The organism is Paraburkholderia sp. (genome assembly GCF_024281035.1).
GTDB lineage: Bacteria > Pseudomonadota > Gammaproteobacteria > Burkholderiales > Burkholderiaceae > Paraburkholderia.
Map to the genome: position 1 here is coordinate 1 of NZ_JAMXLH010000012.1, position 21,346 is coordinate 21,346.

General features: G+C 64.2%; 21 protein-coding genes and 1 pseudogene. 8 read left to right on the forward strand and 14 right to left on the reverse strand.

Annotated elements, in window-relative coordinates; genetic code table 11:
- Window positions 1-199 precede the first annotated feature (199 nt).
- From Q0L30_RS02375 to Q0L30_RS02395, 5 genes are all read right to left on the reverse strand, one after another.
- On the reverse strand, window positions 200-688 hold the full coding sequence (locus Q0L30_RS02375; RefSeq protein WP_296650679.1) for a carboxypeptidase-like regulatory domain-containing protein: 489 nt from the start codon (window positions 686-688) through the stop codon (window positions 200-202).
- 313 nt (window positions 689-1,001) lie between these two features.
- Entirely contained in the window at window positions 1,002-2,705 is a 1,704-nt protein-coding gene (locus Q0L30_RS02380) for a lactate permease LctP family transporter (protein WP_296650682.1), read from the reverse strand.
- Between the two features lie 105 nt (window positions 2,706-2,810).
- The gene (locus tag Q0L30_RS02385; protein ID WP_296650866.1) at window positions 2,811-4,241 is read right to left on the reverse strand and encodes a LutB/LldF family L-lactate oxidation iron-sulfur protein; all 1,431 of its coding nucleotides are present in this window, start codon (window positions 4,239-4,241) and stop codon (window positions 2,811-2,813) included.
- A gap of 44 nt (window positions 4,242-4,285) precedes the next feature.
- Window positions 4,286-5,026, reverse strand: a complete 741-nt coding sequence (locus tag Q0L30_RS02390; RefSeq protein ID WP_296650685.1) for an LUD domain-containing protein — start codon at window positions 5,024-5,026, stop codon at window positions 4,286-4,288.
- Window positions 5,023-5,811, reverse strand: a complete 789-nt coding sequence (locus tag Q0L30_RS02395; protein WP_296650688.1) for a (Fe-S)-binding protein — start codon at window positions 5,809-5,811, stop codon at window positions 5,023-5,025. The genes Q0L30_RS02390 and Q0L30_RS02395 overlap by 4 nt, the downstream gene beginning before the upstream one ends.
- A 161-nt stretch (window positions 5,812-5,972) precedes the next feature.
- On the opposite strand from Q0L30_RS02395, the pseudogene Q0L30_RS02400 reads away from it, so the two are divergent.
- From Q0L30_RS02400 to ppk2, 3 genes and pseudogenes are all read left to right on the forward strand, one after another.
- Window positions 5,973-6,677 (forward strand): annotated as a pseudogene (locus Q0L30_RS02400) (FadR/GntR family transcriptional regulator); the annotation flags it as partial.
- A 386-nt stretch (window positions 6,678-7,063) separates the two neighbouring features.
- Window positions 7,064-7,441, forward strand: coding sequence for a VOC family protein (locus tag Q0L30_RS02405; RefSeq protein WP_293033868.1), 378 nt, complete (start codon window positions 7,064-7,066; stop codon window positions 7,439-7,441).
- Between the two features lie 180 nt (window positions 7,442-7,621).
- The gene (gene ppk2, locus Q0L30_RS02410) at window positions 7,622-8,545 is read left to right on the forward strand and encodes a polyphosphate kinase 2 (protein WP_296650694.1); all 924 of its coding nucleotides are present in this window, start codon (window positions 7,622-7,624) and stop codon (window positions 8,543-8,545) included.
- A gap of 358 nt (window positions 8,546-8,903) precedes the next feature.
- Here ppk2 and Q0L30_RS02415 read toward each other — a convergent pair whose 3' ends face one another.
- Window positions 8,904-9,308: a transposase gene (locus tag Q0L30_RS02415; RefSeq protein WP_296650696.1), complete on the reverse strand. Its 405-nt coding sequence runs from the start codon at window positions 9,306-9,308 to the stop codon at window positions 8,904-8,906.
- Between the two features lie 315 nt (window positions 9,309-9,623).
- Between Q0L30_RS02415 and Q0L30_RS02420 the strand changes: the two genes are divergently transcribed.
- The 3 genes from Q0L30_RS02420 (at window position 9,624) to Q0L30_RS02430 (ending at window position 11,759) form a co-directional block, all read left to right on the forward strand.
- Complete coding sequence (locus tag Q0L30_RS02420) at window positions 9,624-9,788, forward strand: hypothetical protein (RefSeq protein ID WP_296650699.1); 165 nt, start codon at window positions 9,624-9,626, stop codon at window positions 9,786-9,788.
- Window positions 9,789-10,022: 234 nt separating this feature from the next.
- On the forward strand, window positions 10,023-10,460 hold the full coding sequence (locus Q0L30_RS02425; protein WP_296650701.1) for a hypothetical protein: 438 nt from the start codon (window positions 10,023-10,025) through the stop codon (window positions 10,458-10,460).
- A 258-nt stretch (window positions 10,461-10,718) separates the two neighbouring features.
- Window positions 10,719-11,759: a zinc-dependent alcohol dehydrogenase family protein gene (locus tag Q0L30_RS02430; protein ID WP_296650703.1), complete on the forward strand. Its 1,041-nt coding sequence runs from the start codon at window positions 10,719-10,721 to the stop codon at window positions 11,757-11,759.
- A gap of 132 nt (window positions 11,760-11,891) precedes the next feature.
- Here the strand turns inward: Q0L30_RS02430 and Q0L30_RS02435 are convergent, their stop codons facing one another.
- The 3 genes from Q0L30_RS02435 to Q0L30_RS02445 form a co-directional block, all read right to left on the reverse strand.
- Window positions 11,892-12,485 (reverse strand): YigZ family protein, encoded by a 594-nt coding sequence (locus Q0L30_RS02435; protein ID WP_296650706.1) that lies wholly within the window; start codon window positions 12,483-12,485, stop codon window positions 11,892-11,894.
- A gap of 727 nt (window positions 12,486-13,212) precedes the next feature.
- Window positions 13,213-13,527, reverse strand: a complete 315-nt coding sequence (locus Q0L30_RS02440; RefSeq protein ID WP_367277756.1) for a hypothetical protein — start codon at window positions 13,525-13,527, stop codon at window positions 13,213-13,215.
- 325 nt (window positions 13,528-13,852) lie between these two features.
- Window positions 13,853-15,520 carry an acyl-CoA synthetase gene (locus Q0L30_RS02445; protein WP_296650709.1) on the reverse strand — a complete coding sequence of 556 codons (1,668 nt, stop codon included), beginning with the start codon at window positions 15,518-15,520 and terminating at the stop codon, window positions 13,853-13,855.
- A 169-nt stretch (window positions 15,521-15,689) separates the two neighbouring features.
- Here Q0L30_RS02445 and Q0L30_RS02450 point away from each other — a divergent pair, with 169 nt between their 5' ends.
- A complete protein-coding gene (locus tag Q0L30_RS02450; protein WP_296650872.1) occupies window positions 15,690-16,457 on the forward strand; it encodes a Crp/Fnr family transcriptional regulator in 768 nt (255 codons plus the stop codon).
- A gap of 80 nt (window positions 16,458-16,537) precedes the next feature.
- Here the strand turns inward: Q0L30_RS02450 and blaOXA are convergent, their stop codons facing one another.
- The 5 genes from blaOXA to Q0L30_RS02475 all read right to left on the reverse strand — a co-directional run bounded on the left by blaOXA (window position 16,538) and on the right by Q0L30_RS02475 (window position 20,767).
- Window positions 16,538-17,362 carry a class D beta-lactamase gene (gene blaOXA, locus Q0L30_RS02455; RefSeq protein WP_296650710.1) on the reverse strand — a complete coding sequence of 275 codons (825 nt, stop codon included), beginning with the start codon at window positions 17,360-17,362 and terminating at the stop codon, window positions 16,538-16,540.
- Window positions 17,362-17,508, reverse strand: a complete 147-nt coding sequence (locus Q0L30_RS02460) for a hypothetical protein (RefSeq protein ID WP_296650712.1) — start codon at window positions 17,506-17,508, stop codon at window positions 17,362-17,364. Before Q0L30_RS02460 ends, blaOXA begins: the two co-directional genes overlap by 1 nt.
- 223 nt (window positions 17,509-17,731) lie before the next feature.
- Window positions 17,732-18,355 carry a LysE family transporter gene (locus Q0L30_RS02465; protein WP_296650714.1) on the reverse strand — a complete coding sequence of 208 codons (624 nt, stop codon included), beginning with the start codon at window positions 18,353-18,355 and terminating at the stop codon, window positions 17,732-17,734.
- Window positions 18,356-18,521: 166 nt separating this feature from the next.
- Window positions 18,522-20,069 carry a methyl-accepting chemotaxis protein gene (locus Q0L30_RS02470; RefSeq protein ID WP_296650716.1) on the reverse strand — a complete coding sequence of 516 codons (1,548 nt, stop codon included), beginning with the start codon at window positions 20,067-20,069 and terminating at the stop codon, window positions 18,522-18,524.
- Between the two features lie 548 nt (window positions 20,070-20,617).
- Window positions 20,618-20,767 (reverse strand): hypothetical protein, encoded by a 150-nt coding sequence (locus Q0L30_RS02475; protein ID WP_293033878.1) that lies wholly within the window; start codon window positions 20,765-20,767, stop codon window positions 20,618-20,620.
- 145 nt (window positions 20,768-20,912) lie between these two features.
- Here Q0L30_RS02475 and Q0L30_RS02480 point away from each other — a divergent pair, with 145 nt between their 5' ends.
- Complete coding sequence (locus Q0L30_RS02480; protein ID WP_296650719.1) at window positions 20,913-21,332, forward strand: hypothetical protein; 420 nt, start codon at window positions 20,913-20,915, stop codon at window positions 21,330-21,332.
- Window positions 21,333-21,346 lie beyond the last annotated feature (14 nt).

Genomic DNA, 21,346 nt, shown 5'->3' on the forward strand with positions numbered 1-21,346 from the left:
GGCAGCGCGAATGCGGGTCCGAAGGTTGCGGGCAGCAGTCCTCCGCCATTGCCGCCCGCAGCGCTCGCTGCCGCGAAGCGCGCGGCTATCGAGTTGCCGCACGGTGCGGTGCCGGAGGTGGAATGAAGCCCGGATTCCGCACTTCCAGATCGAGGGCATGGACATCGGGATTTCGCTCGCGTCGCAGATGCCAAAGGCTTTACATCGACCAGATAAACGCTTCGTGGATGTGCGCCGCCGCACCGATCTCGACGGTGCGCCGTTCCGTCTTGCCGTCGTGGCTGGCGGTCACGACATAGCGGCCATGAGGGATCGAGACGAGCATGAACGGGCCGCGCGTCGTCGTGGTCACGAGCGCATTGCCATGTGTATCGGCGATCGTCACGGGTACGTTGGCGAGGTATTCGTTGCCGTTCGAAGCGGTGTGGCGCGCGAATTCGAGCGAGAGCGGGTAGCGCGGCATGGCGTCCTTGAACGCCGCCGACTGGTCGCTGCCGATGCCGCCGGACAGATACGCGACATCGCCCGCGTGCTGCACGGGCGGCAGCACCGAGGCTGCATCTGTTGCCTGCGCCGTGTGCGCAGCGCCGCCGTTCGCGCCCCACGCTGCAGGCGTACCGGCAACGACCGCGACCACGGCTGCGAGCGCGAGTGCCGCGCCGATCCACGGGGTCGAGCGTGCTTTCATATTCACCTCCATTGACTGGTCCGTCGAATCCCGGCGCTTGAATGACGCATACGCGACGCGCGACATGTGTCGCCGGGCACGAGCGGCCCCTGCCGCCGCCGTGTGCGGGCGAGGCGGGCCGGACGAATCGAGCGTAGGGCGGGTGACTTAAAAGTCCCTTAAAACAGGCCCTGTTTGCGCGCAAAGAAAAAGGCCGCCGCCCGCGGTGAGCGGGCGGCGGCCTAATGCCTGATAGGCAATTGCGCGGTGAAAGCAGGGTAAAACCACGGCGAAAGCGCGACTGCGCTCCCGCCGGTTTTTCTGTTACGCGGTATTACTGCGGAATCATGCCGGTCAGCACATACGCCTGAATCATCGTGACGATGCCGACGATCGTTGCGAAGAACAGGCTGTGGCGCAAGGTGAAGCGGAACAGCGACGATTCCTTGCCGACGAGGCCGGTCGCCGCGCAGGCGACGGCGATCGACTGCGGCGAGATCATCTTGCCGCTCACGCCGCCCGAGGTGTTCGCCGCGACGAGCAGCGTGTTCGACACGCCGATCTGGTGCGCGGTGGTGTTCTGCAGCGAGCAGAACAGCGCGTTCGACGACGTGTCCGAACCGGTCAGGAACACGCCCATCCAGCCGAGGAACGGCGAGAAGAACGGGAACGCGGCGCCGGTTCCGGCGAGCGCGAGCGCGAGCGTCGACGACATGCCCGAGTAGTTCGCGATGAACGCGAACGACAGCACGAGACCGATCGAGAGCACAGGGCGGCGCAGTTCGCCGAGCGTTTCGACGAACGCTGCGATGGCGGCGCCCGGCTTCATGCGCAGCACGATCGTGGAGATGATCGCGGTCAGCAGGATCGCGGTGCCCACGGCGGAGAGCCAGTCGAAGTTGAACACGGCGGCATAGGCGGTCGGCTTCGCGACGATCGGCGCGGTGCGCATGACGAGCTTGTCGAGGCCGGGGACGTGGATGCTCAGCACGGTGCCGGCGAGCGCGCCCTTCGCGGCGAACAGCGCCTTGAACGGCTTCAGGCTCCAGACGGTGACGACGGCCGTCAGCAGCAGGAACGGCGACCATGCGCGCAGGGTTTGCGCGCCGTTGTACGGCGAAGCCTTGCGGCTCGACGCAGCCGGGGCGCCATTGCCGCCGCCGAAGCCGCCGAGCGCAGCGGCGCCGCCGCTGACGTTCACGCCCGAAGTCTGCGCTGCGCGCTTCGGCTGCCACACCTTGAGGAACGATGCGAGCGCAACGAGGCTCACGAGCGCCGAGGTGATGTCCGGCAGCTCGGGTCCGATGTGATTCGACGTGAAGTACTGCGTCACGGCGAAGCTGCCGCCTGCGACGAGCGCTGCGGGCCACGTTTCCTTGAGGCCGCGCTTGCCGTCCATGATGAACACGAGCCAGAACGGCACGAACATCGAGAGCAGCGGCAGCTGGCGGCCCGCCATCGCGCCGATGAGGAACGGATCGATGCCCGTGACCTGGCCCGCGACGATGATGGGAATGCCCATTGCGCCGAACGCCACCGGAGCGGTGTTCGCGATGAGGCACAGGCCGGCGGCGTAGAGCGGCTCGAAACCGAGGCCGACGAGCAGCGCCGAGGTGATCGCGACCGGCGCGCCGAAGCCCGCTGCGCCTTCGAGGAACGCGCCGAACGAGAAGCCGATCAGCAGCATCTGCAGACGCTGGTCGTCGGTGATCGAGAGCACCGATGCACGGATGATCTCGAACTGCCCGGTCTTCACGACGATCTTGTAGAGGAACACCGCGGTGATGATGATCCACGCGATCGGCCACAGGCCGTACGCGAAGCCGAAGCCCGCGGCGGCGAGCGCCTGTTGCACGGGCATGCCGTACGCGAAGATGGCGACGCACAATGCGAGCACGAGCGTGATCGCGGCGGCGACGTGGCCCTTCAGGCGCAATACCGCAAGCGCGAGGAAGAAGAACAGGATCGGGATGGCGGCCACGAGCGTGGACAGCCACAGACTGCCGAGCGGGGTGTAGGTCTGGTACCAGGGTTGCACTTCGGTCTCCTCCGAGGATGCGGGTCGAAATTCTCTGCCTTCTCTGCCGACACGTTGGCCGCGCGAGCCGGATCGCCCGCGCGCCACGTGGTCTCTTTTTTGCCGTTATTCCGGCTGTTTGCGATCGCGCAGCATGTCGTGCAGGCTGCGCGGTGCGGGGGTGAGCGGTGTGCGGTGCTGCGTCCAGCCCATTTGCTGCGTCGGGGTGAATGCACGCAGTCGCGTCGCGGCCCAGCGCAGCGCGCGGTAGGCGCGCGGATGCGCGAACGCGCCGCTCCAGAAGCGCCAGACGAACTGCTCGCGCTTGTTGTGTTTTGCGCCCTGGCCGCGCAGCGGATGCTCGACGACTTCGTCGGGCGCGCGATTCGCTTCGGTGCGCAGGCGCACGAGCAGGTCGGGAATCGGAATGCGCACCGGGCAGACTTCGCCGCATGCGCCGCACAGGCTCGACGCGCTCGGCAGATCCGCCGTGGCCTCGAGGCCGAGCAGGTGCGGCGAGATGATCTTGCCGATCGGCCCCGGATAGGTGGTGCCGTACGCGTGCCCGCCGATGCGCGTGTAGACCGGGCAGTGATTCATGCAGGCGCCGCAGCGAATGCACTGCAGCGTCGCGCGCAACTGCTCGTCGGCATAGGCCTGGCTGCGGCCGTTGTCGAGCAGCACCAGGTGCACTTCGCGCGGACCGTCCTTCTCGCCTTCGCGGCGCGGGCTGCTGATCAGGTTGAAGTACGTCGTGATCGGCTGGCCCGTTGCCGAGCGCGTGAGCAGGCTCGACAGCGGCACGATGTGCTCCAGCTTCGCGACGACCTTCTCCATGCCCATGATCGCGATGTGCACGTCGGGCACGGTGGTCGAGAGACGGCCATTGCCCTCGTTCTCGACGAGCCAGAGCGTGCCCGTATCGGCGGCGGCGAAGTTCACGCCGGACATGCCGATGTCCGCATAGGCGAAGGCGCGGCGCAGCGCGCGGCGACCCGTCTGGATCAGTTCGTCCACATCCTCGGTGTAGGCCGTGTTGGGGATGTGCTCCTCGAACAGATGCCCGATGTCGCCCTTCGTCTTGTGGATCGCGGGCATGACGATATGCGAGGGCTTCTCGCCCGCGAGCTGGACGATGTACTCGCCCATGTCCGACTCGATGCACGCGATGCCGCGTTCGCCGAGGTAGTGATTGAGCTCGATCTCTTCGCTCGCCATCGACTTGCCCTTGATGACGCGCGTCGCGGCGTGCTTTTGCGCAATGCTGTGGACGATGCTGTTCGCTTCGTCGGCGGTCTCGGCCCAATGCACCTGGATGCCGTTCTTGCGCAGGTTCGTTTCGAGTTGTTCGAGCAGCTCGGGCAGGCGCTTGAGCGCGTGCTGGCGCACCGCTTCGCCGATGTCGCGCAGCGCTTCGAGTTCGTCGGAATCGGGAAACTGCGCGGCGCGCTTGCCTTGCAGGAAGTCCATCGCGCCGCGGAAGCTCTTGCGCAGCTGCGGATCGTCGAGCGCCGCGCGGGCGCGCTCGCGAAATTCAGCCGTGGGAACGAAATGCAGCGTCTTCTGCTCGTCCGTGCCGCCTTGTGCGTGCGTTTGCGTGCTCACCGGGCGGCTCCGTTCTCGTGCTTGTTTTGCGGGTTGACAGCCTCGTCATCGGTCACGACGACGACCCACAGCGCGCGCGGCCCGTGGGCGCCGTAAGCGGTGGTCTGCTGAATATCGGAAGTCTTCGACGGCCCCGAGATCATCACGAGGTTGGTCGGCATGCCGTCGCGCCAGCGCTCGGCGGCCACCGCCGCGTGCAGGTCCGCGTGCAGCGTATTCGCGTGAATCAGCGCGATGTGCAGCGGCGGCACGAGCGAGACGGTGCGCGGCGCATTCGCGTCGGGGACGACGATCAGCGTGCCGGTCGCCGCGAGCCCGGAGCGCGCGACGGTGAAGCCCGCGTCGATCGTCTCGAAGAGTTCGGTTTTCCACGCTTCGATGGGCTGCGCATACGTCAGCGCCTCGACGGCTTCGGGCAGCGCGCCGGCGAGCGCGGCGCCTTCGGCGCAGGACGTGTCGAGCACGAGGCGGCGCACGCCCGCTTCGGCGAGACGGCGCGCCATTTCGGCGGGCCATGCGTCGGCGCTGAAGCAGAACACGTCGGCGTGCACCGCTTCGAGCATGCTCTTGAATTGCTGCACGTTTTGCGCGAGCGATGCGTGCACGCGGCGCTGCGTGTAATGTGCGTCGATGTGTTCGTCGAGCGCATCGACTGCCCCGACGTTCGCAGCGGCGGGTGCGCAGGTGCGCAGCCGCTCGAAGATGCGCGCGCGGGCGCCCTGGGAATGCTCGTTCATGCCTTGTCTCCACCCGTGCGGCGCCACAGGAACGACGCCATGTGCTCGACGGCGAGCGGCGCGCCCTGGTGCTCGGCGGCGTGGCCGATGTTCAGCATGCAGCCGCAGTCGGCGGTCACGAGGCGGTCGCACCCGGTCGCGACCGCGGAGGCGAGCTTGTCGGCGACCATCGCGCCGGAGATATCGGGGTGCTTCAGCGAGAATGTGCCGCCGAAGCCGCAGCATTCGGACTCGCGTTCGTGCTCGACGCGCGTGATGCCGGGCAGCGCGTCGACGGCTTCGACGCCGTGCTCGCGCGTGCCCATCTCGCGCCGTGCGCCGCACGAGGTGTGCAGGACGATGCTCTCCCCGGTGCTTGCCGTGGCGGCGCCCATTGCGCCGAGATCGATCTTCAGGACGCGCACGAGAAACTCGGTGAGTTCGTAGATGCGTTCGGACAGTTCGGCGGCCTTCGCGGCGGCTTCGGGGTCTTCTTCGAACAGCGCCGGCCAGTGGTGCCGCATCATGCCCGCGCACGAACCGGAAGGCACGACGACGGGCCAGGGCTGGTCGAACAGGCCGAGCTGCGCGCGTGCCACCTCTTGCGCCTGGCGCGGGTTGCCGCTCGACCAGGCGGGCTGGCCGCAGCAGCTCTGGCTGCGCGGGAAGTGGACGGTAATGCCTTCGCGTTCGAGCAGCTTGACTGCGTCGAGGCCGGCCTGCGGAACGAACAGATCGACGAGGCAGGTTGCGAACAGATATACGTCGGTGGGGCGCTTGCCCGTGGGATATTGCCGAGGCTTCATGTCTCCGATTCCATCCGTTATTGGCGTCGCGAGCGAGGGCGAAGCCGTCTTTGGGCGCATAATTCCCGATTTGAGCGTTTGGCACAAATTGGTTGGACCAGCTGCCGCACGATGTTGGCGAAGGCGGATGGCGAAGCCACGACGAGACCGGGGACGAGGCAATGGGGGACAGAGGCAGGGCGCGCGGGCGCGTCGAGGCCGTGATGCGGCAGATGGAGACGGCGCTGCTCGACGGCAGCTGGCGCGCGGGCACGAAGCTGCCTGCCGAGCGGGTGCTGGCCGAGCGCTACGACGTCGCGCGCAACACGGTGCGCGAGGCGATCCAGCGGCTCGCGGCGCGCGGCCTCGTGCAGAGCCGGCCCGGCGCGGGCGTGTTCGTGACCGACCAGTTGCGCACGGGCTTTGCGTCGCCGTGGGGGCAACTGGTGGCCGACCATCCGGCGCTGCGCGACGACATCCTCGAATTTCGCCGCGTGCTGGAAGGCGCGACGGCCTATTTCGCGGCGCTGCGCGCGAGCGACGAGGATCTCGCGCGTATCCGCTCGCTGATGGACGCCCTTGAGCACGCGCACCTGGTAGGCGACAAGATCGGAGAAGCCGACGCGGACGCGAAACTGCACGAGGTGATCGCGCAGGCCTCGCACAATGCGATGTTCCTGCATCTGCACACGAGCGTGGTGGGCATGCTGCGCGAGCACATCACGATGAACGGGACGGGGCTGCGCGAGCTGGCCGAGGGGGCAGCCGTTCTGCTGCTGGAGCAACACCGTACGGTGTGCGACGCGATTCTCTCGCGGCGTCCCGAGGAGGCGCGCACGGCGATGCAGACGCATATCGACTTCGTGCGCGCACGTGTTGGAGAGGACCCCGACGCACCCGGAGGTGGTTGGACCACGGTGCCCTGGAGCCCGTCGGTGCCGGCGACCGTGACGAAGGCTGAAGGGGCAAAGACGGTCGGGGCGAAGACGGTCGGGGTAAACGCTGCCGGGGAGAAGGCTGCTGTGGCAAAGGCGGCGGGCGATGGCACCGCGGCTGCCCCGCGTGCCCGCAGTGGCCGCCGCCGCACGGCCAGGGCGCCCGGCGCCGCTTCGAGCGATAGCTGAGGCACGCGCCGAGCCACCCGCTGAACCACGCGCCGAACGTCCGAGCCTTGCGCGAGGCGGCGCCAGGGCGGCGAGCCGCCAAAGGCTGCTAAAGTCGGCGCGATGAACACCAACGCCCCTCGGGGCGAAGCGATCAGGGAGAACCCGGAATGGACGAGGTGGCCGCGCGAATCGAAACGTTGAGCGCCGTGACGCTGACCGTCAGCGAAATCGGGCGCTCGGTGCGCTTTTACGAATCGCTCGGCTTCCGGCAGCGGCCTGGGCACACCGTCGCGGGTTTCGCGTCGTTCGTGCTGGGCGGCGGCGCGACGAGCTACCTGAACCTGCTGGAAGGCCAGCCCGGCGCCGTGGAAGGCTGGGGACGCGTGATCGTCTACGTCTCCGACGTGGATGCGTTCTACCGCCAGGCGCTGGCCGCGGGCGCGACGCCCGAATTTGAGCCGCAGGACGCGCCGTGGGGCGAGCGCTACTTCCATCTGCGCGACCCGGACGGGCACGAACTGAGCTTCGCCAAACCGCTCGGATGACGCTGCGCAACGCGCATGTGTGCGTCCCTTCCATGCGCCTGCCGCGCCTGTAATACATACGAATGACACCCATTACGCGGATAGTGGCGCGACGCCGTCGCCGCCGCGATCGCCGCGACCGCAGTGATCGCGGTGACAAAAAGGATTGGATTGCCATTCGATCGCAACAGGAGAATTGCCATGAAAGAACTCGAACACGATCAGGAGGCCGCCGCGCTGTATCGCCGTCGCCGCCTTGACGAGGAGCTGATCGACGCCTTCGACGAAGAGCTCGAAATGGAAGTCGACGATCGTCTCCAGGAGCGGGGTTTGCATATCACCGACGCGGCGCGCGAGCTGCGCCGCGTCTATTTCCACGAGCTGATCCGCCTGCAGGGCGAGCTCGTGAAGCTGCAGGACTGGATCGTCAATACGGGCTACCGGCTCGTCGTGATCTTCGAAGGACGCGATGCGGCGGGCAAGGGCGGCGTCATCAAGCGCATCACGCAGCGTCTGAATCCGCGCATGTGCCGCGTCGCCGCGCTGCCCGCGCCGAACAACCGCGAGCGCACGCAGTGGTATTTCCAGCGCTACGTCCAGCATTTGCCCGCAGGCGGCGAGATGGTGCTGTTCGACCGTAGCTGGTACAACCGCGCGGGCGTGGAGCGCGTGATGAACTTCTGCACCGACGAAGAGTACGAGGAGTTCTTCCGTTCGGTGCCCGAGTTCGAAAAGATGCTCGTGCGAAGCGGTATCCAGATCATCAAGTACTGGTTCTCCATTACCGACGAAGAGCAGGAAATCCGCTTCCAGAGCCGCATCGAAGATCCGCTCAAGCAATGGAAGCTGAGCCCGATGGATCTCGAAAGCCGCAGCCGCTGGGAACAGTACACGCATGTGAAGGAAGTGATGCTTCAGCGCTCGCACATTCCCGAGGCGCCGTGGTGGGTCGTGCAGGGCGTCGACAAGAAGCGCGCGCGCCTGAACTGCATCAGCCATTTGTTGAGCCAGGTGCCGTATCAGGAGATCGAGCATCCGCAGGTCACGCTGCCTGCCCGCGTCCACCATCCCGACTACATCCGGCAGCCTGTCGAGCAGACCATGCTCGTGCCGGAAGTCTATTGAACTGAGTCGGCACCCGCTTGAACGTTGCACCCGCGCGCCGCGCCCCGTATTGGGCGCGGCGTTTGTGTTTGTAGCCGCGAAACCGGTTATTCGCGGCGCTCAGTAGTGCGAAGGCAGCGGCGTTCGTCGATGCGAACACGCCCGGGAAATTCCACGCACCCGGCCAGATCGCCGCGTGATTCGGCGAAAGCCCGTGCGTGTAGATGACGCCCAAAGGAAGGCGGCTGCAACCAGGTGCGCGCGCAACAGTGCGAGAGCGACGGCGTCGAACCGGCGCAAACGGGCCCGCAGGCCGCGACCTGAAGCGCGGCGGCGTGTGTGTCGCGAACGTCAGGAGTCGAACTTCAGCGCGCCAACTTCAGCGCGCCGATTTCGACAGGCGATGGCCGAGGCCGAGGTTCGAGACGATCTGCCACGTATAGACGCGTGAATAATGCACGCCGAACTGGCGGCTGATCAGCTCGCGCACGCGGCTGTTGGTCCACGTGTCGCTCGGAAAACCGTGCTCGCGCGCGGAACCGTGCAGTGCGCTCGCAATCCAGAACAGTGCGGCGTGGTCGAGCACCGAGGGGCGTCCGCCCACGCTCATCTGCTTGAGCGCGGCGAGTCCGCCGTCCTCGACGATCACCTTGTACCGGCGCACGGTCTGGGCTGAAAGATGCAGGGAATCTGCGACAGCGTTCACCGTCGCACCATCGATCAGCATCTGGCCAGCAGTCATTCTTCTCGTGACGCTGGGCAAGTCCTCGGTTCGGGTAAGCATGGGATCACTCGTCGACGAAAGATTCGATCATGCGGCAGTGCAGATACGCCGCTCCTCAAACCCGGGTTCCTGCATGCGGGCCTTGTTGCTTGCCACGGCGTTGCACCGGCAATTCGTGAAACATATGGTGCCAAGCGATGGCGGACGGCGAAGTGCGCGCCCCTGGCGGGCGCTTGTGGCACGCGATTGCGTGCTTCAGCGAATATTAATAATTGTTTTTGTAGAGAATGTGTATAGCCTGAGAAAAAATAGTCTGCTTGACTTGTAGATTATCGTGCACTAACGGAAAAAGTGAAACGGCACGAATTATCGGTAATGGCCCTCTATGTTTCGCTTTCTTTTATTTACCGGGCCAGCATGATGCGCATGGCCGTTCATGCAAGACGGCTCGCTTTTTGTCTGATTAATTTGTCTGTCACGATGCAGGGCACGCCGCATTTGCGTTTGAGCAACGTCGGGCACGATGCGGAAAATATGTGACAGATCATTGCGCCTGGTTTGCATGAACACTTACAGCGAATGACCCGGCATTTCCAGGCAGAATACTGATTCCGGAGCAGTTTTTATTCAAATGGAATGAAACGGAATATCGGTTTCGCAAACCGCTTGTCGTGAAGCGGACCGGTTCCTTCGATCTTGTCGGGGCGCGCGCGATGAACGCACGGCGATGCAGGCCGTGCGCTTTGCGTGCGCCCCGTTTTTTTGGCCCACGGAATGAACACGGAACTCGACTTGAAGGTGGAGCGGTTGTTACGGCGCGCGGCGAGCCGGCGCGGCGTCGTGTCGTACGGCGCCTTTCATGCGCTTTTTGCGCAGGACGTGCCGCTTCGCGAACGCTATGCGTTGCTCGAAGCCGCCGCTGCGGCACTGTGCGAGCCGCGCATGGCCGATTACGCGTCACTGCTCGCGACCGATTCGGGTCTGCCGGGCCCGGAGTTTTACGTGCGCTTCAAGCGTTTGCATACCGAACGCTATTACGCGACGCTCGGCGCCGATCGGCATCGCATGCTGCGGCTCGTCGAAAAGCGCGCGCTTGCGCGCGAAGAACGCGAGCGTGTCTACGACCATTACCGGCACTCGCTGGCGCCGCGCGCGTGCACCGACGCTGGCGCGAACGCGCTTTGCAGCGAGGGGCGCGCGCAACGATTGTGACGTGGACAGCCGTCGTTACGATGATCATGGCGACGCCTGTGATTGCACGTTATCTGCGCACGGATAATGTCGTGCTGAATCAGCGTGCTATTCTCGATTGAGCTTGCGTAGGCGTCGCGTAGTCGCCATACGGCATGTCTGCCCCCGGCGGCTCGAATCTCCGTCACGTTTCTCCTCTTTACCTGCACGCCCGGCGCCACGCACTGTTTAGCCGCATACGCGGCTGCATCCCGTCATGTCGCAACCAGGAGAGTCGTCATGAAAGCACTGGTGTTCAAGGGGCCTCAGCAGAAGTCACTGGAAGACAAACCCGAGCCGAAGATCGATAAACCATCCGATGCGATCGTGCGCATCACGAAAACCACGATCTGCGGCACCGATCTGCACATTCTCAAAGGCGACGTGCCCGAAGTGAAGCCCGGCACGACGCTCGGTCACGAGGGCGTCGGCATTGTCGAAGCGGTGGGCGACGGCGTGTCCAACTTCAAGGTCGGCGATCCCGTGCTGATTTCGTGCATCAGCTCGTGCGGCAAGTGCGAATATTGCCGGCGCCAGATGTACTCGCACTGCACGACGGGCGGCTGGATTCTCGGCCATCTGATCGACGGCACGCAGGCCGAAAAGGTCCGCATTCCGCATGCGGATACGAGCCTTTATCACTTGCCCAAGGGCGTCGACGAAGAAGCGCTCGTCATGCTGAGCGACATCCTGCCGACCGGTTTCGAATGCGGCGTGCTCAACGGCAAGGTGAAGCCGGGGCAGTCGGTGGCGATCGTCGGAGCCGGGCCGATCGGGCTTGCAGCATTGATGACCGCGCAGTTCTACGCGCCGGGGCGCATCATCATGATCGACCTCGACGATAACCGGCTCGAAGTCGCGAAGAAGTTTGGCGCGACCGACGTGGTCAACAGCAAGGGCGGCGACGCCGTCGAGCGCGTGATGGCGCTCACGGGCAATCGCGGCGTGGATGTGGCGATCGAGGCAGTCGGCGTGCCGGCAACCTTTACCATCTGCGAATCGATCATCGGCGCGGGCGGCACGATTGCGAACGTGGGCGTGCATGGAACGAAGGTCGATCTGCACCTGGAAAGACTGTGGGCGCATAACATCACGCTCACCACGGGCCTCGTCGATACCTATACGACACCCATGCTGCTTGCGACCGTCGTCTCGAAGCGGCTCGAACCGGGCAAGCTCGTCACGCACCGCTTCACGCTCGACCAGATCATGGATGCCTACGCAACGTTCGGCGAAGCGGCGCGAACGCAGGCGCTGAAGGTCATTATTTCCGCTGTCTGAAGCTGTTCGGCCCAGGCTCATCGTGCGGCGCGCGCACATGCAGGCGATGTGCACGCGCTGCCGTGTGCCGTGTGCAGCGTGGTATTGGGCAGTCGCGCGCGACGCAACGCAATGCGAGGCTCGCCGGTTGTTTTAATCGTACTCGGGAAAACCTGCGCGGCCCTGGGTCAGATCGCGCAGGGCGTCGCGTGCACCTTCGATGGCGGTGGCCGGCATCTGGATCGTGAGCCGCACGGTCATGGTGTAACGGCTGTCGACAAGCGTCGTTTGCGTCTGTTCGATCCAGTGCCGTACGCGCGTCTCATCGGGATAGCCGACCTCGATGGTCAGCTGGGCCTGCGCAATGCGTTCGACGCGTGATGCGCCTTGCAGTGCGCTGGCGATCGCATCGGTGTAGGCGCGCACGAGCCCGCCCGCGCCGAGTTTTACGCCGCCGTAGTAACGCACCACGGCGGCCAGCACGCCGTCCAGATCGTGATGGCGCAGGACTTCGAGGATCGGCCGTCCGGCGGTGCCGGAGGGTTCGCCGTCGTCGGACATGCCCGATTGGCCGCCCGCGAGCAGCGCCCAGCAGACGTGCGTGGCGCTCGGGTGGTCGTTGCGCAGACGGCTCAGTTCGGCCATCGCCGCTTCGCGGTCGGCGACCGGAATCGCGTGGGCGATGAAGCGGCTTTTGCGGATCTCGAGTTCCGCGCTGACGGTTGAGGCTAGCGTAAAGGTGGGCAAAACAGAACGGGCGTTACAGGTGAAAACGCCATGTTAACCGATACGGCTGCGGCCCTTTTAGATACCCTGGCCCTATCTTTGCGATTTTTGTTATTCAGCATTGCGGGAAGCGCTGATGATGTATCGCGCACGAGCACCGATAATGCTCGCCTTGACGGATCTAGCCCCGGCTGGGGCGATGCCGGCCTCCTCCTCCGGTGATCCGTCAACTTTATTCCGGCGGCAGCCGCGCTCGATGGTGGTGAGACGCGGTGGCGAGACGCCATACAACAGACGAAAAAAAACCCCGGACGGCGCGTAAAGCATCGACCGGGGACTAATAAGGCTCGCCTGTTCTCAAGAGGCGTTGCCACGTTACGCGCGCCATAAATAATGCGCAACGTGAAAAGAAAAATTTTCGACGCACGACAAAAAAAGCCCCGGGCGTTACCGGCCGGGGCAATGAGAATACACCGTGCGTTCCGGGGAACGAAACGCACCGATAAGGTACCTGTCCGCCCGCCGGGAAGCAACGCGGGCACATTACAAGCCGTTACTTTCAGATTACTTTCTATTTAATGCCTGGCCTCATGCGCGAGGTAAAAGCATTCTGGCGCGTATTTCAATCGGCATGTCCGAGTAATCGACAGAATCGCCGGTGGAAAACATCGAGGCCGGTTTCCCGCGAAGGAAACCGGCCTCGGTGCATGCGGTCGCACGGTATGGCGACCGTTGCGCGCTCACCCGATCAGTAACGTTGCGGGGGCGGCATACGGCGGTCGTCGTGGCGATGCGGAGGACCCGGGTCGCGCGGATGATGGTGCATCCATTCGTCGTGTTCCCAATAGCGGTGTCCGTCCCAGTAGCGGTTGTCGTGCCAGCCGATCGACATCCGTACGTCCACCGGAATCATGTGCGCTTCGCTGTATTGCGGGTGCGAATCGGCGCGCGGGATATACGGACCGGACTGGGCGAAGGCGCTCGTGGCGCCCACCAGTGCACCGCCGGCGATCATGGCCGTCACGAGTGCACGTGCAGGGGTCTTCCAGAAATTCATGCTCATGTGGTTCCTCCTCGTCGAGTGCGTCGCTACGGCCCGGCTTCGAAGCGTTCAATGCCGTATCGCACATGATTCAGCTTATCGGCCGGAATGCCGGGAATACGTGAGCACTTGTAAGCGCACATTTCAAACCGGCGTGCCAATAAAAAGGGCCAACGTTTGGGTTGGCCCTTGATGCGAAACGGCAAAACGGGGGAACGAAGCAATCCACGCTGGAAAACGATGCGGCCGGGTTGTCAATTCGCGTTACATAAGAGCGGCGACGGGAACGGCGACGGGCGTGGAGGTGAAGCGCCGATGCCCCGCCGCCGCAGGCGCGAACAGGCACTTACTGTTTCTTTTGCTCCGCGGGTGCGCCGCTCAGATCGATGGCGCTTTGCGAGCCAACCTGCGAGCGCAGTTCGTATTTCTGGATCTTGCCTGTTGCGGTGCGCGGCAACTCGCCGAACTTTACGGCGCGCGGGACCTTGTAGTGTGCGAGGAAGAGCTTGCAATGCGCGATGATCTCTTCCGCCGTGGCGGCAGCGCCCGGGCGCAGTTCGATGAATGCACACGGCACTTCACCCCATTTCGGATCGGGCATCGCCACGACAGCCGCCAGCGAGACAGCGGGGTGCCGGTACAGCGTGTCCTCGACTTCGATGCTCGAAATGTTCTCGCCGCCCGAGATGATGATGTCCTTGCTGCGGTCCGTGATGCGCACGTAGCCGTCCGGTGTCATCACGCCCAGATCGCCCGTATGGAACCAGCCGCCGCGGAACGCCTCCTCGGTCGCGCGTTCGTTCTTCAGATAACCCTTCATGCAGATGTTGCCGCGGAACATGATCTCGCCGAGCGTTTCGCCGTCGTTCGGCACGGGCTCCATCGTCGCCGGGTTAAGCACGGTCACGCCGGCTTGCAGGTGATAGCGCACGCCCTGGCGCGCGGCCAGCCGCGCCTGTTCGGCGTCGTCGAGCGATTTCCAGCTTTCCTGCACCGCGCACACCGCTGCGGGTCCATACACTTCGGTCAGTCCGTAGACGTGCGTCAGTTGAATGCCGATCGCCTTCATCTTCGCGATCACGGCGGGCGCGGGCGGTGCGCCCGCAACCATCGTGTTGACCGTGTGCGTAATGCCTTCGCGATATTCGGCGGGTGCGTCGGCAAGCGCGCCCTGCACGATCGGCGCGCCGCAGTAATGCGTGACATGCTCGCGGCGGATCAGGTCGAATACGAGCTTTGCGTCGAACTTGCGCAGACAGACGTTCACGCCCGCGCGCGCCGCGATCGTCCATGCGAAACACCAGCCATTGCAGTGAAAGAGCGGCAGCGTCCACAGATACACCGGGTGCTTCGGGATATCCCATTCGAGAATGTTGCTCACCGCGTTCATGTACGCGCCGCGATGGTGATACACCACGCCCTTCGGATCGCCCGTCGTGCCCGACGTGTAGTTGAGCGCGATGGCGTCCCATTCGTTGTTCGGGTTCGCCCACGCGAACTCGGGGTCGCCTTGTTCGAGGAACGCCTCGTAGTCGACGGCGCGCGGGAAATGTTCGGGGTCGGCGGGCATGACGTCGGCCACGGAAATGATCTTCAGCGCCGGAAAGGCAATGGCCGCGCGTTGCGCGAGTACCGCGTATTCCGTATCGACGATCAGCGCCTTCGCCTCGCCATGCCGCAGCATGAACAGCATCGTGGCGACGTCGAGCCGCGTGTTCAGCGTATTGAGCACCGCGCCGAGCATCGGCACGCCGAAGTGCGCCTCGACCATCGCGGGGATGTTGGGCAGGAGCGCCGCCACCGTGTCGCCGCGGCCGATGCCGGCCTGCGCCAGCGCGCTCGCGAGCCGGCGCGTGCGGGCGTAGGTTTCGCGCCAGTTGCGGCGCACGTCGCCGTGGACCATCGCGAGACGCTCGCCGTAGACTTCCGCCGCGCGGGCGATGAAGTCGATCGGGGTGAGCGGCACGTAATTGGCCTCGCATTGCGCGAGCCCTTCTTCGAACGGATGCAACATTCGGTGTCTCCTGTCGGGCGCGGGGCCCGGGACGATTGCGATTTTATGGGTATGATTCTCGCTACCGTATCAGGACCGCGGGTACGTGTCTGTCACGCGAACGACAGACGCGCCCCCGCGGTTCCACCGAATGACCCATCTCAAGTCAAGCGCGATGATGCAGTGCAATATGCCCGCGGGCGGCGATGCGCCCGATGGTCCGGCGCAGGCCGCCGATCCGGATTCCAGCAGCCGTGCCGGGGGTCGCGTCGATGCGCCCACGCTTGCCGCGCTGTTCGAGCGCTGCTCGTGGTTTCGCACGCTGGAACCTGCGCACCGCGCCTGGGTGCTCGCCGAATCTCATGCGCAGCGCTATCCCGCCGGGGCAATTGTCGCCGCGCGCGAGGCGCCGTCGGCCTACTGGCTCGGCGTCAGTTCGGGACTGGTCAAGCTTGCGATTTTCAATGCGTCCGGACGCGGCTGCACGTTTTCCGGCGTGCCGCATGGCGGCTGGTTCGGCGAGGGCAGTGTGATCAAGCGCGAGCCGCGTAAATACGACGTGATCGCATTACAGCCTTCGCTCGTGATGGCCGTGCCGGCCGATACGTTCCACCGGCTCATGGACAGCAGCCTGCCGTTCAACCGCTTCGTGATCCATCAGCTCAATAACCGCATGGGCGAGTTTATTGCGCTGATCCAGAACAGCCGCCTCCTGGATATCGACGCGCGCGTCGCGCAGTCGCTCGCACAACTGTTCAATCCCGATCTCTATCCGGAGACCGGGCTCGCGCTTGAAATCTCGCAGGAAGAACTCGGCATGCTGGCGGGGGCTTCGCGGCAACGGATCAATCAGGCGCTGCAGACGCTCGAGCGCCTGGGGCTTGTCACGCTTTCGTATAACCGCATCGATGTGCGCGATCTCGCGGGGTTGCGATCCTTCGGACGCGATCAGATTTGATGTCGCGTTTGCGTTGGTTCATTCACGGCGATCGCAGCGGGTGATGGAAATTAACGGCGGGCAGTGAACGGCGCTGTTCGCTATTCGCCATTCGGCGCGAGCGTCGCGATCGAGCCGGGAAAATCGGCGAGGAACGTATCGCGTGCGCGCATGCCAATTGATTTTTTCTCCGCTCTTGCGCCGTCGTCCTGCATGAGGCGCGCAAAAACGAGGGTCTTCCCGTTTCGCGACGCCCAGCCGACGAACCATCCCCAACCATGTGCTTCATCGTCGGACCCGTCGGCATTCTGCGGGAATCCCGTGCCGGTCTTGCCATGAATATCCCAACCGTCTGAAAGCGTCGCAACTTCGGTGATTTGACTGGTCATGGCAAATGCATGCGCGCTCACCGGTAACCTGCGATTCACCACTTTCGATAAAAAACCCACCTGCTCCAGCGGAGAAATCTGCAGCGACGAGTCGATCCAGGCATGGGTCAGGCCATCGTGACGGCTGTCGCCGCGAACGTCGGCGTTGCCATAACCGAATGCCCGGGTGTAATTGGCAAACCGCGTCATGCCCAATGATCGCGTGACTTGCTGGGAATACCACACGACCGAATATTGAATCCATCGGCTGGGATCGGTGGGTTGCTCCCATGCTTTTCCGCCCCAGTCCGGATAACCCGCGTGAAACTGAAGCGTCGGCGTGTGAGCGTCGTTTAGATAACCCGAATCGAATCCCATCAGGCTGATGGCGATCTTGAAGGTCGATGCGGGTGTCGTGCGCGTGGCGCAGTCGCCTTGCTGGAGCACGATCCGCTCGCTTGCCGCATCGGCGACGACCGTGCAGACAGTGCGTGCATGCACCGATGCACTGGCGGACACCATCGCTGCTGCCAACGCGAGTAATCGAAATTTCGGCATTAAATGCGCTTGACGACGAGAATATAGAAGACGGCAAACGCCACGACGATGCCGATGTTCACGATCAGCCGAAGCCAGAACAGATGCCTGAGGAACAGAAAATCCACGCTGACGATAACGGCTATCAGCACCAGACTGTAGAGCACGACAGACGCGTTCCTTATCATGTCGATCACCGCTACAAAAGATCAGGCGCTACTTGCCGTGGAGCGGCCGGAATTGTCTCAAAGCGCCCGTTGCAGGTCCGGCAGAGACAAGAGCGAGGATACGCCCAATGCGGGGATGCCACCGCGTAGCGCGTCGCGGGCGCACAGAGCGCGCGCCGCGATTCAATCCGGGCGGCTCACCGCAACGATGAGCCGCGTGCACTCAATGATCGAGAGCGAGCCGCGCGCCGAGTGAGATGAGCACGCTGCCCATCACGGCATCGACCGGGCGGCGCAGCTTCTGGTAACCGCGTTGCACGCTGCGGGTCGAAAAGAGCAGCGCCATCGCGGTGAACCAGCAGATCGACACGGAAGCGACGGTCGCAATCGTCGCGCCATGCACCCACGCCGGTGCATGGGCAGGCAGCAGCGTCACGAACAGGCTGCCGAAGAATGCGGCGGCCTTCGGGTTCGTGAGACCCACCAGCAGCCCGCGGCGATACGAATGCGCGCTGCCCGTCGATTTCGCGGCGTCGGGCGTCGCCACGGCACCCGACGATTTGCGCAGGCTCATCAGCGTCTTCGCGCCCAGATACAGTAGATAGACCGCGCCCGCGATGCGGATGCCTTCATAAAGCCAGGCGAGTTGCGTGAGAATCAGCCCGAGGCCGAAAACCGCGAGCGTTGCCCAGAGCGCGTGCGATGTCGCGATGCCCGCAGCGGCGAACAGACCCGCACGGCGGCGTGCGAACGCGTGCGACGTGACGGCGAGCATATCGGGGCCGGGGCTCGCGCAGGCGAGCAGCATGACACCGGCGATGGCAGCAAGTTGAGGCAGGAAGTTCATGAGAATCGATGCGCGCGCAACGCGTCGTAATGGATGAACGCCAAGGATACACCGTGAAAATGTGCGCAGCGCGGCGCAGTTCAGACAAATTGCTGCTGGCGGGAGATGATCCGGCGTACGCGCGCCGTTAGAGGTTCATCTCCCGCTCGCGCACGTTACGCGACTGTTATGCAACTACGGGCAACCGGAAGCTCGAAATTGCTTCACGCATCATCGTGACCTGATCCTTGAGCGAGTGCGCAGCCGCAGCGGCCTCTTCGACGAGCGCGGCGTTCTGCTGCGTCACCTGATCCATCTCGCCCACGGCGCGGTTCACCTGCTCGATGCCCGCGCTCTGCTCGCGCGAGGCGTGGCTGATTTCCGAGAGGATATCGTGGACGCGCCGTACCGATTGCACGATCTCGGCCATCGTTGTGCCCGCATCCGAGACGAGCTGCGCGCCTTCCGCGACAGTGCCGGTCGACTTCTCGATCAGGAGTTTGATCTCCTTGGCCGCCGTCGCCGAGCGCTGCGCGAGACTGCGCACTTCCGCGGCCACGACCGCGAAGCCGCGGCCCTGTTCGCCCGCGCGCGCCGCCTCGACAGCCGCGTTGAGCGCAAGGATATTGGTCTGGAACGCGATGCCGTCGATCACGCCGATGATGTCGCCGATCTGGCGCGAGCTGGTCGTGATTTCGCCCATCGTGCGAACCACGTTCTCGACCACTTCGCTGCCGCGCGTCGCGACGCTCGCAGCCTGGCTGGCGAGTTGTGCCGCATGCTCGGCGCTATCCGCGTTCTGCCGCACGTTGCTCGTCATCTGGTCCATGCTCGATGCGGTCTCAACGAGCGCCGCAGCCTGTTGCTCGGTGCGCTGCGAGAGATCGGTGTTGCCCGCTGCAATCTCGTTCGCGCCGACGTTGATGTTCTCCGCGCCGCCGTGCACGCGCGAGACGGTCTGCACGAGTTCCGTCTGCATCTTCGCGAGCGCGTTCATCAGGCTGTTCGAGTTGTGGCCCTGCGGTTCCAGGCGGCCCGTGAGATCCCTGTGGGCGATCCGGTTCGCCGCATCGACGGCCACTTCGAGTTCGCCGCCAATGCTCGAACGCACGCTACGCACGACGAGCACCATCACCGCGGTCGATATCCCGCCCAGCACGAACGTGACCGCGAGCCAGATGCCGAGGCTCGCGAGGAACGCGGCGCGCACGTCATCCATGTACATGCCGGTGACGATGCACCAGTCCCACGGTGCAAACCGGTTGCTGTAGCTCGTCTTCGGCACGGGTTCCGAATGGCCGGGCTTCGCCCAAAGATAATCGACGAATCCGCCGCCGGACTGATTGGCCGCCGTCGATAGCGCGACGAACAGGTGCTTGCCGGCCGGGTCGGCGAAGTCGGTGAGATTCTTGCCGTCCAGTTCGGGCTTGATCGGATGCATCAACATCACGGACTGCGAATTGTTGATGCTCAGATAGCCGTCTGCGCCATAGCGGATCGAGCCGATCACCTTGAGCGCCTGTTTTTGCGCATCGGCTTCAGGCATCTGGTTCTGTTGCGAGAGCCCGTAGTAATAGTTGGCGACGCTCATCGCTTCGTCGACGAGCGTTTGTAACTGCGCTTTACGCTCGCGGATCATCGAGTCGCGGGTTTGCCATGTTCCAAATGCGACGATCAGGAACAGCCCGATCCAGAGGATCGCGATCATCGAGCGAAGTTTTCGGTTGAGGGTCATCGTTTGCGTGGTCGTTCCAGGTGCGCTTGTGGCTGCGTGGCTGCGCAGCCGGTATGGCCATACGGCTTTTCAGATTAACGGCGCGTGAGGGGCGCTTCTGACCTGGTGAAAACCCTTGGTCAAACGTTAAAGCGCATAAGTCATTGATGTTCACCCATTGACAGTGCCGGGTTAAACTGCGGCGCCCTGTCGCGCCCCGATTCACGCGCTCCACGGCGGGCGGGCATCGCTTCCGCCATGGTTTGCGGCTTGATCTTGCCGCTTCATTCCGAGGCTGAATTAAATCTGCAATCCTGCGCAATCGACAGATTGCTCCGCTCATTCCGATTAAACAAAGTCTTTGCGCGGCAGGGCGAGTTTGCCGGGTAAGGTCGAATTTGCGGTCGTGCTGCGGGCGTTCCTTCTGCCGTCACGCGCGCTTTCTGCGGAACGATTCCGCATTTCGACAAAGGGTGACATGCGCGCGCCCGGCAACGGGCGTTTCCGGGCGGCTTTCGACGCAAGCGTGCGTCACGCGTTGGCTGACCGCGCGTGTCGGACGGGGTGGCTTAAACCGGATCCTTGCTCGGCGGCCCATCGGGACGTTGCGGCTCCTCGCCGTGATGGCCATGCGGCGGCGGCGTGAGCGGGTCGCGCTCGGGATCGCGCGTTGGATCGGCGATCGGTTCGGGCAGCGGATTCGTATGCGAGCAGATCATCGCGGGTACCTTTTGCGCTGTGGCATTGTCCGCACGGGGCGGCGGAGCGGACGTTCAATCTATAGCGTAGGCGAAAGCCGCGCGCCGTGCGGAGTTTCGATGGCGCTTTTGGAGCACTGCCGAATATGCGCCGATGGTGTGTTGATTGCGCGTCGATTATCTGTCGTTCGAGCGCAATTCCTGTGTTTCCAGGTGCGCATGGCGGCGATTGTTTCAGTCGCGGCAAAGCTGTTTGTGTGTTACCGGCGTTTCAGAATGCCGGGCCCGACCGTACACTTCAACCTTTCCCGGAATGGGGATGCCGCAGCGGCGTCCCGGCTTGTCGGCTTGGAGTGCGGTGATGGGTGTGGCGGTGATTGCGGTGGTTTTCGTAGCAGGATTGATCGGCGTGCCGACGATGTTCAACCACACCGATTCGCCTGCAGCGCACGTACAGCAGGCAGCGCACGTGCAGCAGGAACAGGTCGCATCGGCGCAGCCACCCGCATCAGCCGATAGCGCATCCGCCGATAGCGCATCCGCCGATAGCGCGCCCGCCGATAGCGCGGCGCTCGACCGGCCGTAAGCGGCGCAGCGGCC

Bases quoted from the DNA above. Each gene is read 5' to 3' on its own strand.
- Q0L30_RS02465 (WP_296650714.1), bottom strand. From the start codon at position 18,355: ATGAACTTCCTGCCTCAACTTGCTGCCATCGCCGGTGTCATGCTGCTC.
- Q0L30_RS02440 (WP_367277756.1), bottom strand. From the start codon at position 13,527: ATGAGCATGAATTTCTGGAAGACCCCTGCACGTGCACTCGTGACGGCC.
- Q0L30_RS02405 (WP_293033868.1), top strand. From the start codon at position 7,064: ATGGACGAGGTGGCCGCGCGAATCGAAACGTTGAGCGCCGTGACGCTG.
- Q0L30_RS02470 (WP_296650716.1), bottom strand. From the start codon at position 20,069: ATGACCCTCAACCGAAAACTTCGCTCGATGATCGCGATCCTCTGGATC.
- Q0L30_RS02395 (WP_296650688.1), bottom strand. From the start codon at position 5,811: ATGAAGCCTCGGCAATATCCCACGGGCAAGCGCCCCACCGACGTATAT.
- Q0L30_RS02430 (WP_296650703.1), top strand. From the start codon at position 10,719: ATGAAAGCACTGGTGTTCAAGGGGCCTCAGCAGAAGTCACTGGAAGAC.
- Q0L30_RS02475 (WP_293033878.1), bottom strand. From the start codon at position 20,767: ATGATCTGCTCGCATACGAATCCGCTGCCCGAACCGATCGCCGATCCA.
- Q0L30_RS02375 (WP_296650679.1), bottom strand. From the start codon at position 688: ATGAAAGCACGCTCGACCCCGTGGATCGGCGCGGCACTCGCGCTCGCA.
- Q0L30_RS02390 (WP_296650685.1), bottom strand. From the start codon at position 5,026: ATGAACGAGCATTCCCAGGGCGCCCGCGCGCGCATCTTCGAGCGGCTG.
- blaOXA (WP_296650710.1), bottom strand. From the start codon at position 17,362: ATGCCGAAATTTCGATTACTCGCGTTGGCAGCAGCGATGGTGTCCGCC.
- Q0L30_RS02425 (WP_296650701.1), top strand. From the start codon at position 10,023: ATGAACACGGAACTCGACTTGAAGGTGGAGCGGTTGTTACGGCGCGCG.
- Q0L30_RS02415 (WP_296650696.1), bottom strand. From the start codon at position 9,308: ATGCTTACCCGAACCGAGGACTTGCCCAGCGTCACGAGAAGAATGACT.
- ppk2 (WP_296650694.1), top strand. From the start codon at position 7,622: ATGAAAGAACTCGAACACGATCAGGAGGCCGCCGCGCTGTATCGCCGT.
- Q0L30_RS02445 (WP_296650709.1), bottom strand. From the start codon at position 15,520: ATGTTGCATCCGTTCGAAGAAGGGCTCGCGCAATGCGAGGCCAATTAC.
- Q0L30_RS02420 (WP_296650699.1), top strand. From the start codon at position 9,624: ATGGCCCTCTATGTTTCGCTTTCTTTTATTTACCGGGCCAGCATGATG.
- Q0L30_RS02450 (WP_296650872.1), top strand. From the start codon at position 15,690: ATGCCCGCGGGCGGCGATGCGCCCGATGGTCCGGCGCAGGCCGCCGAT.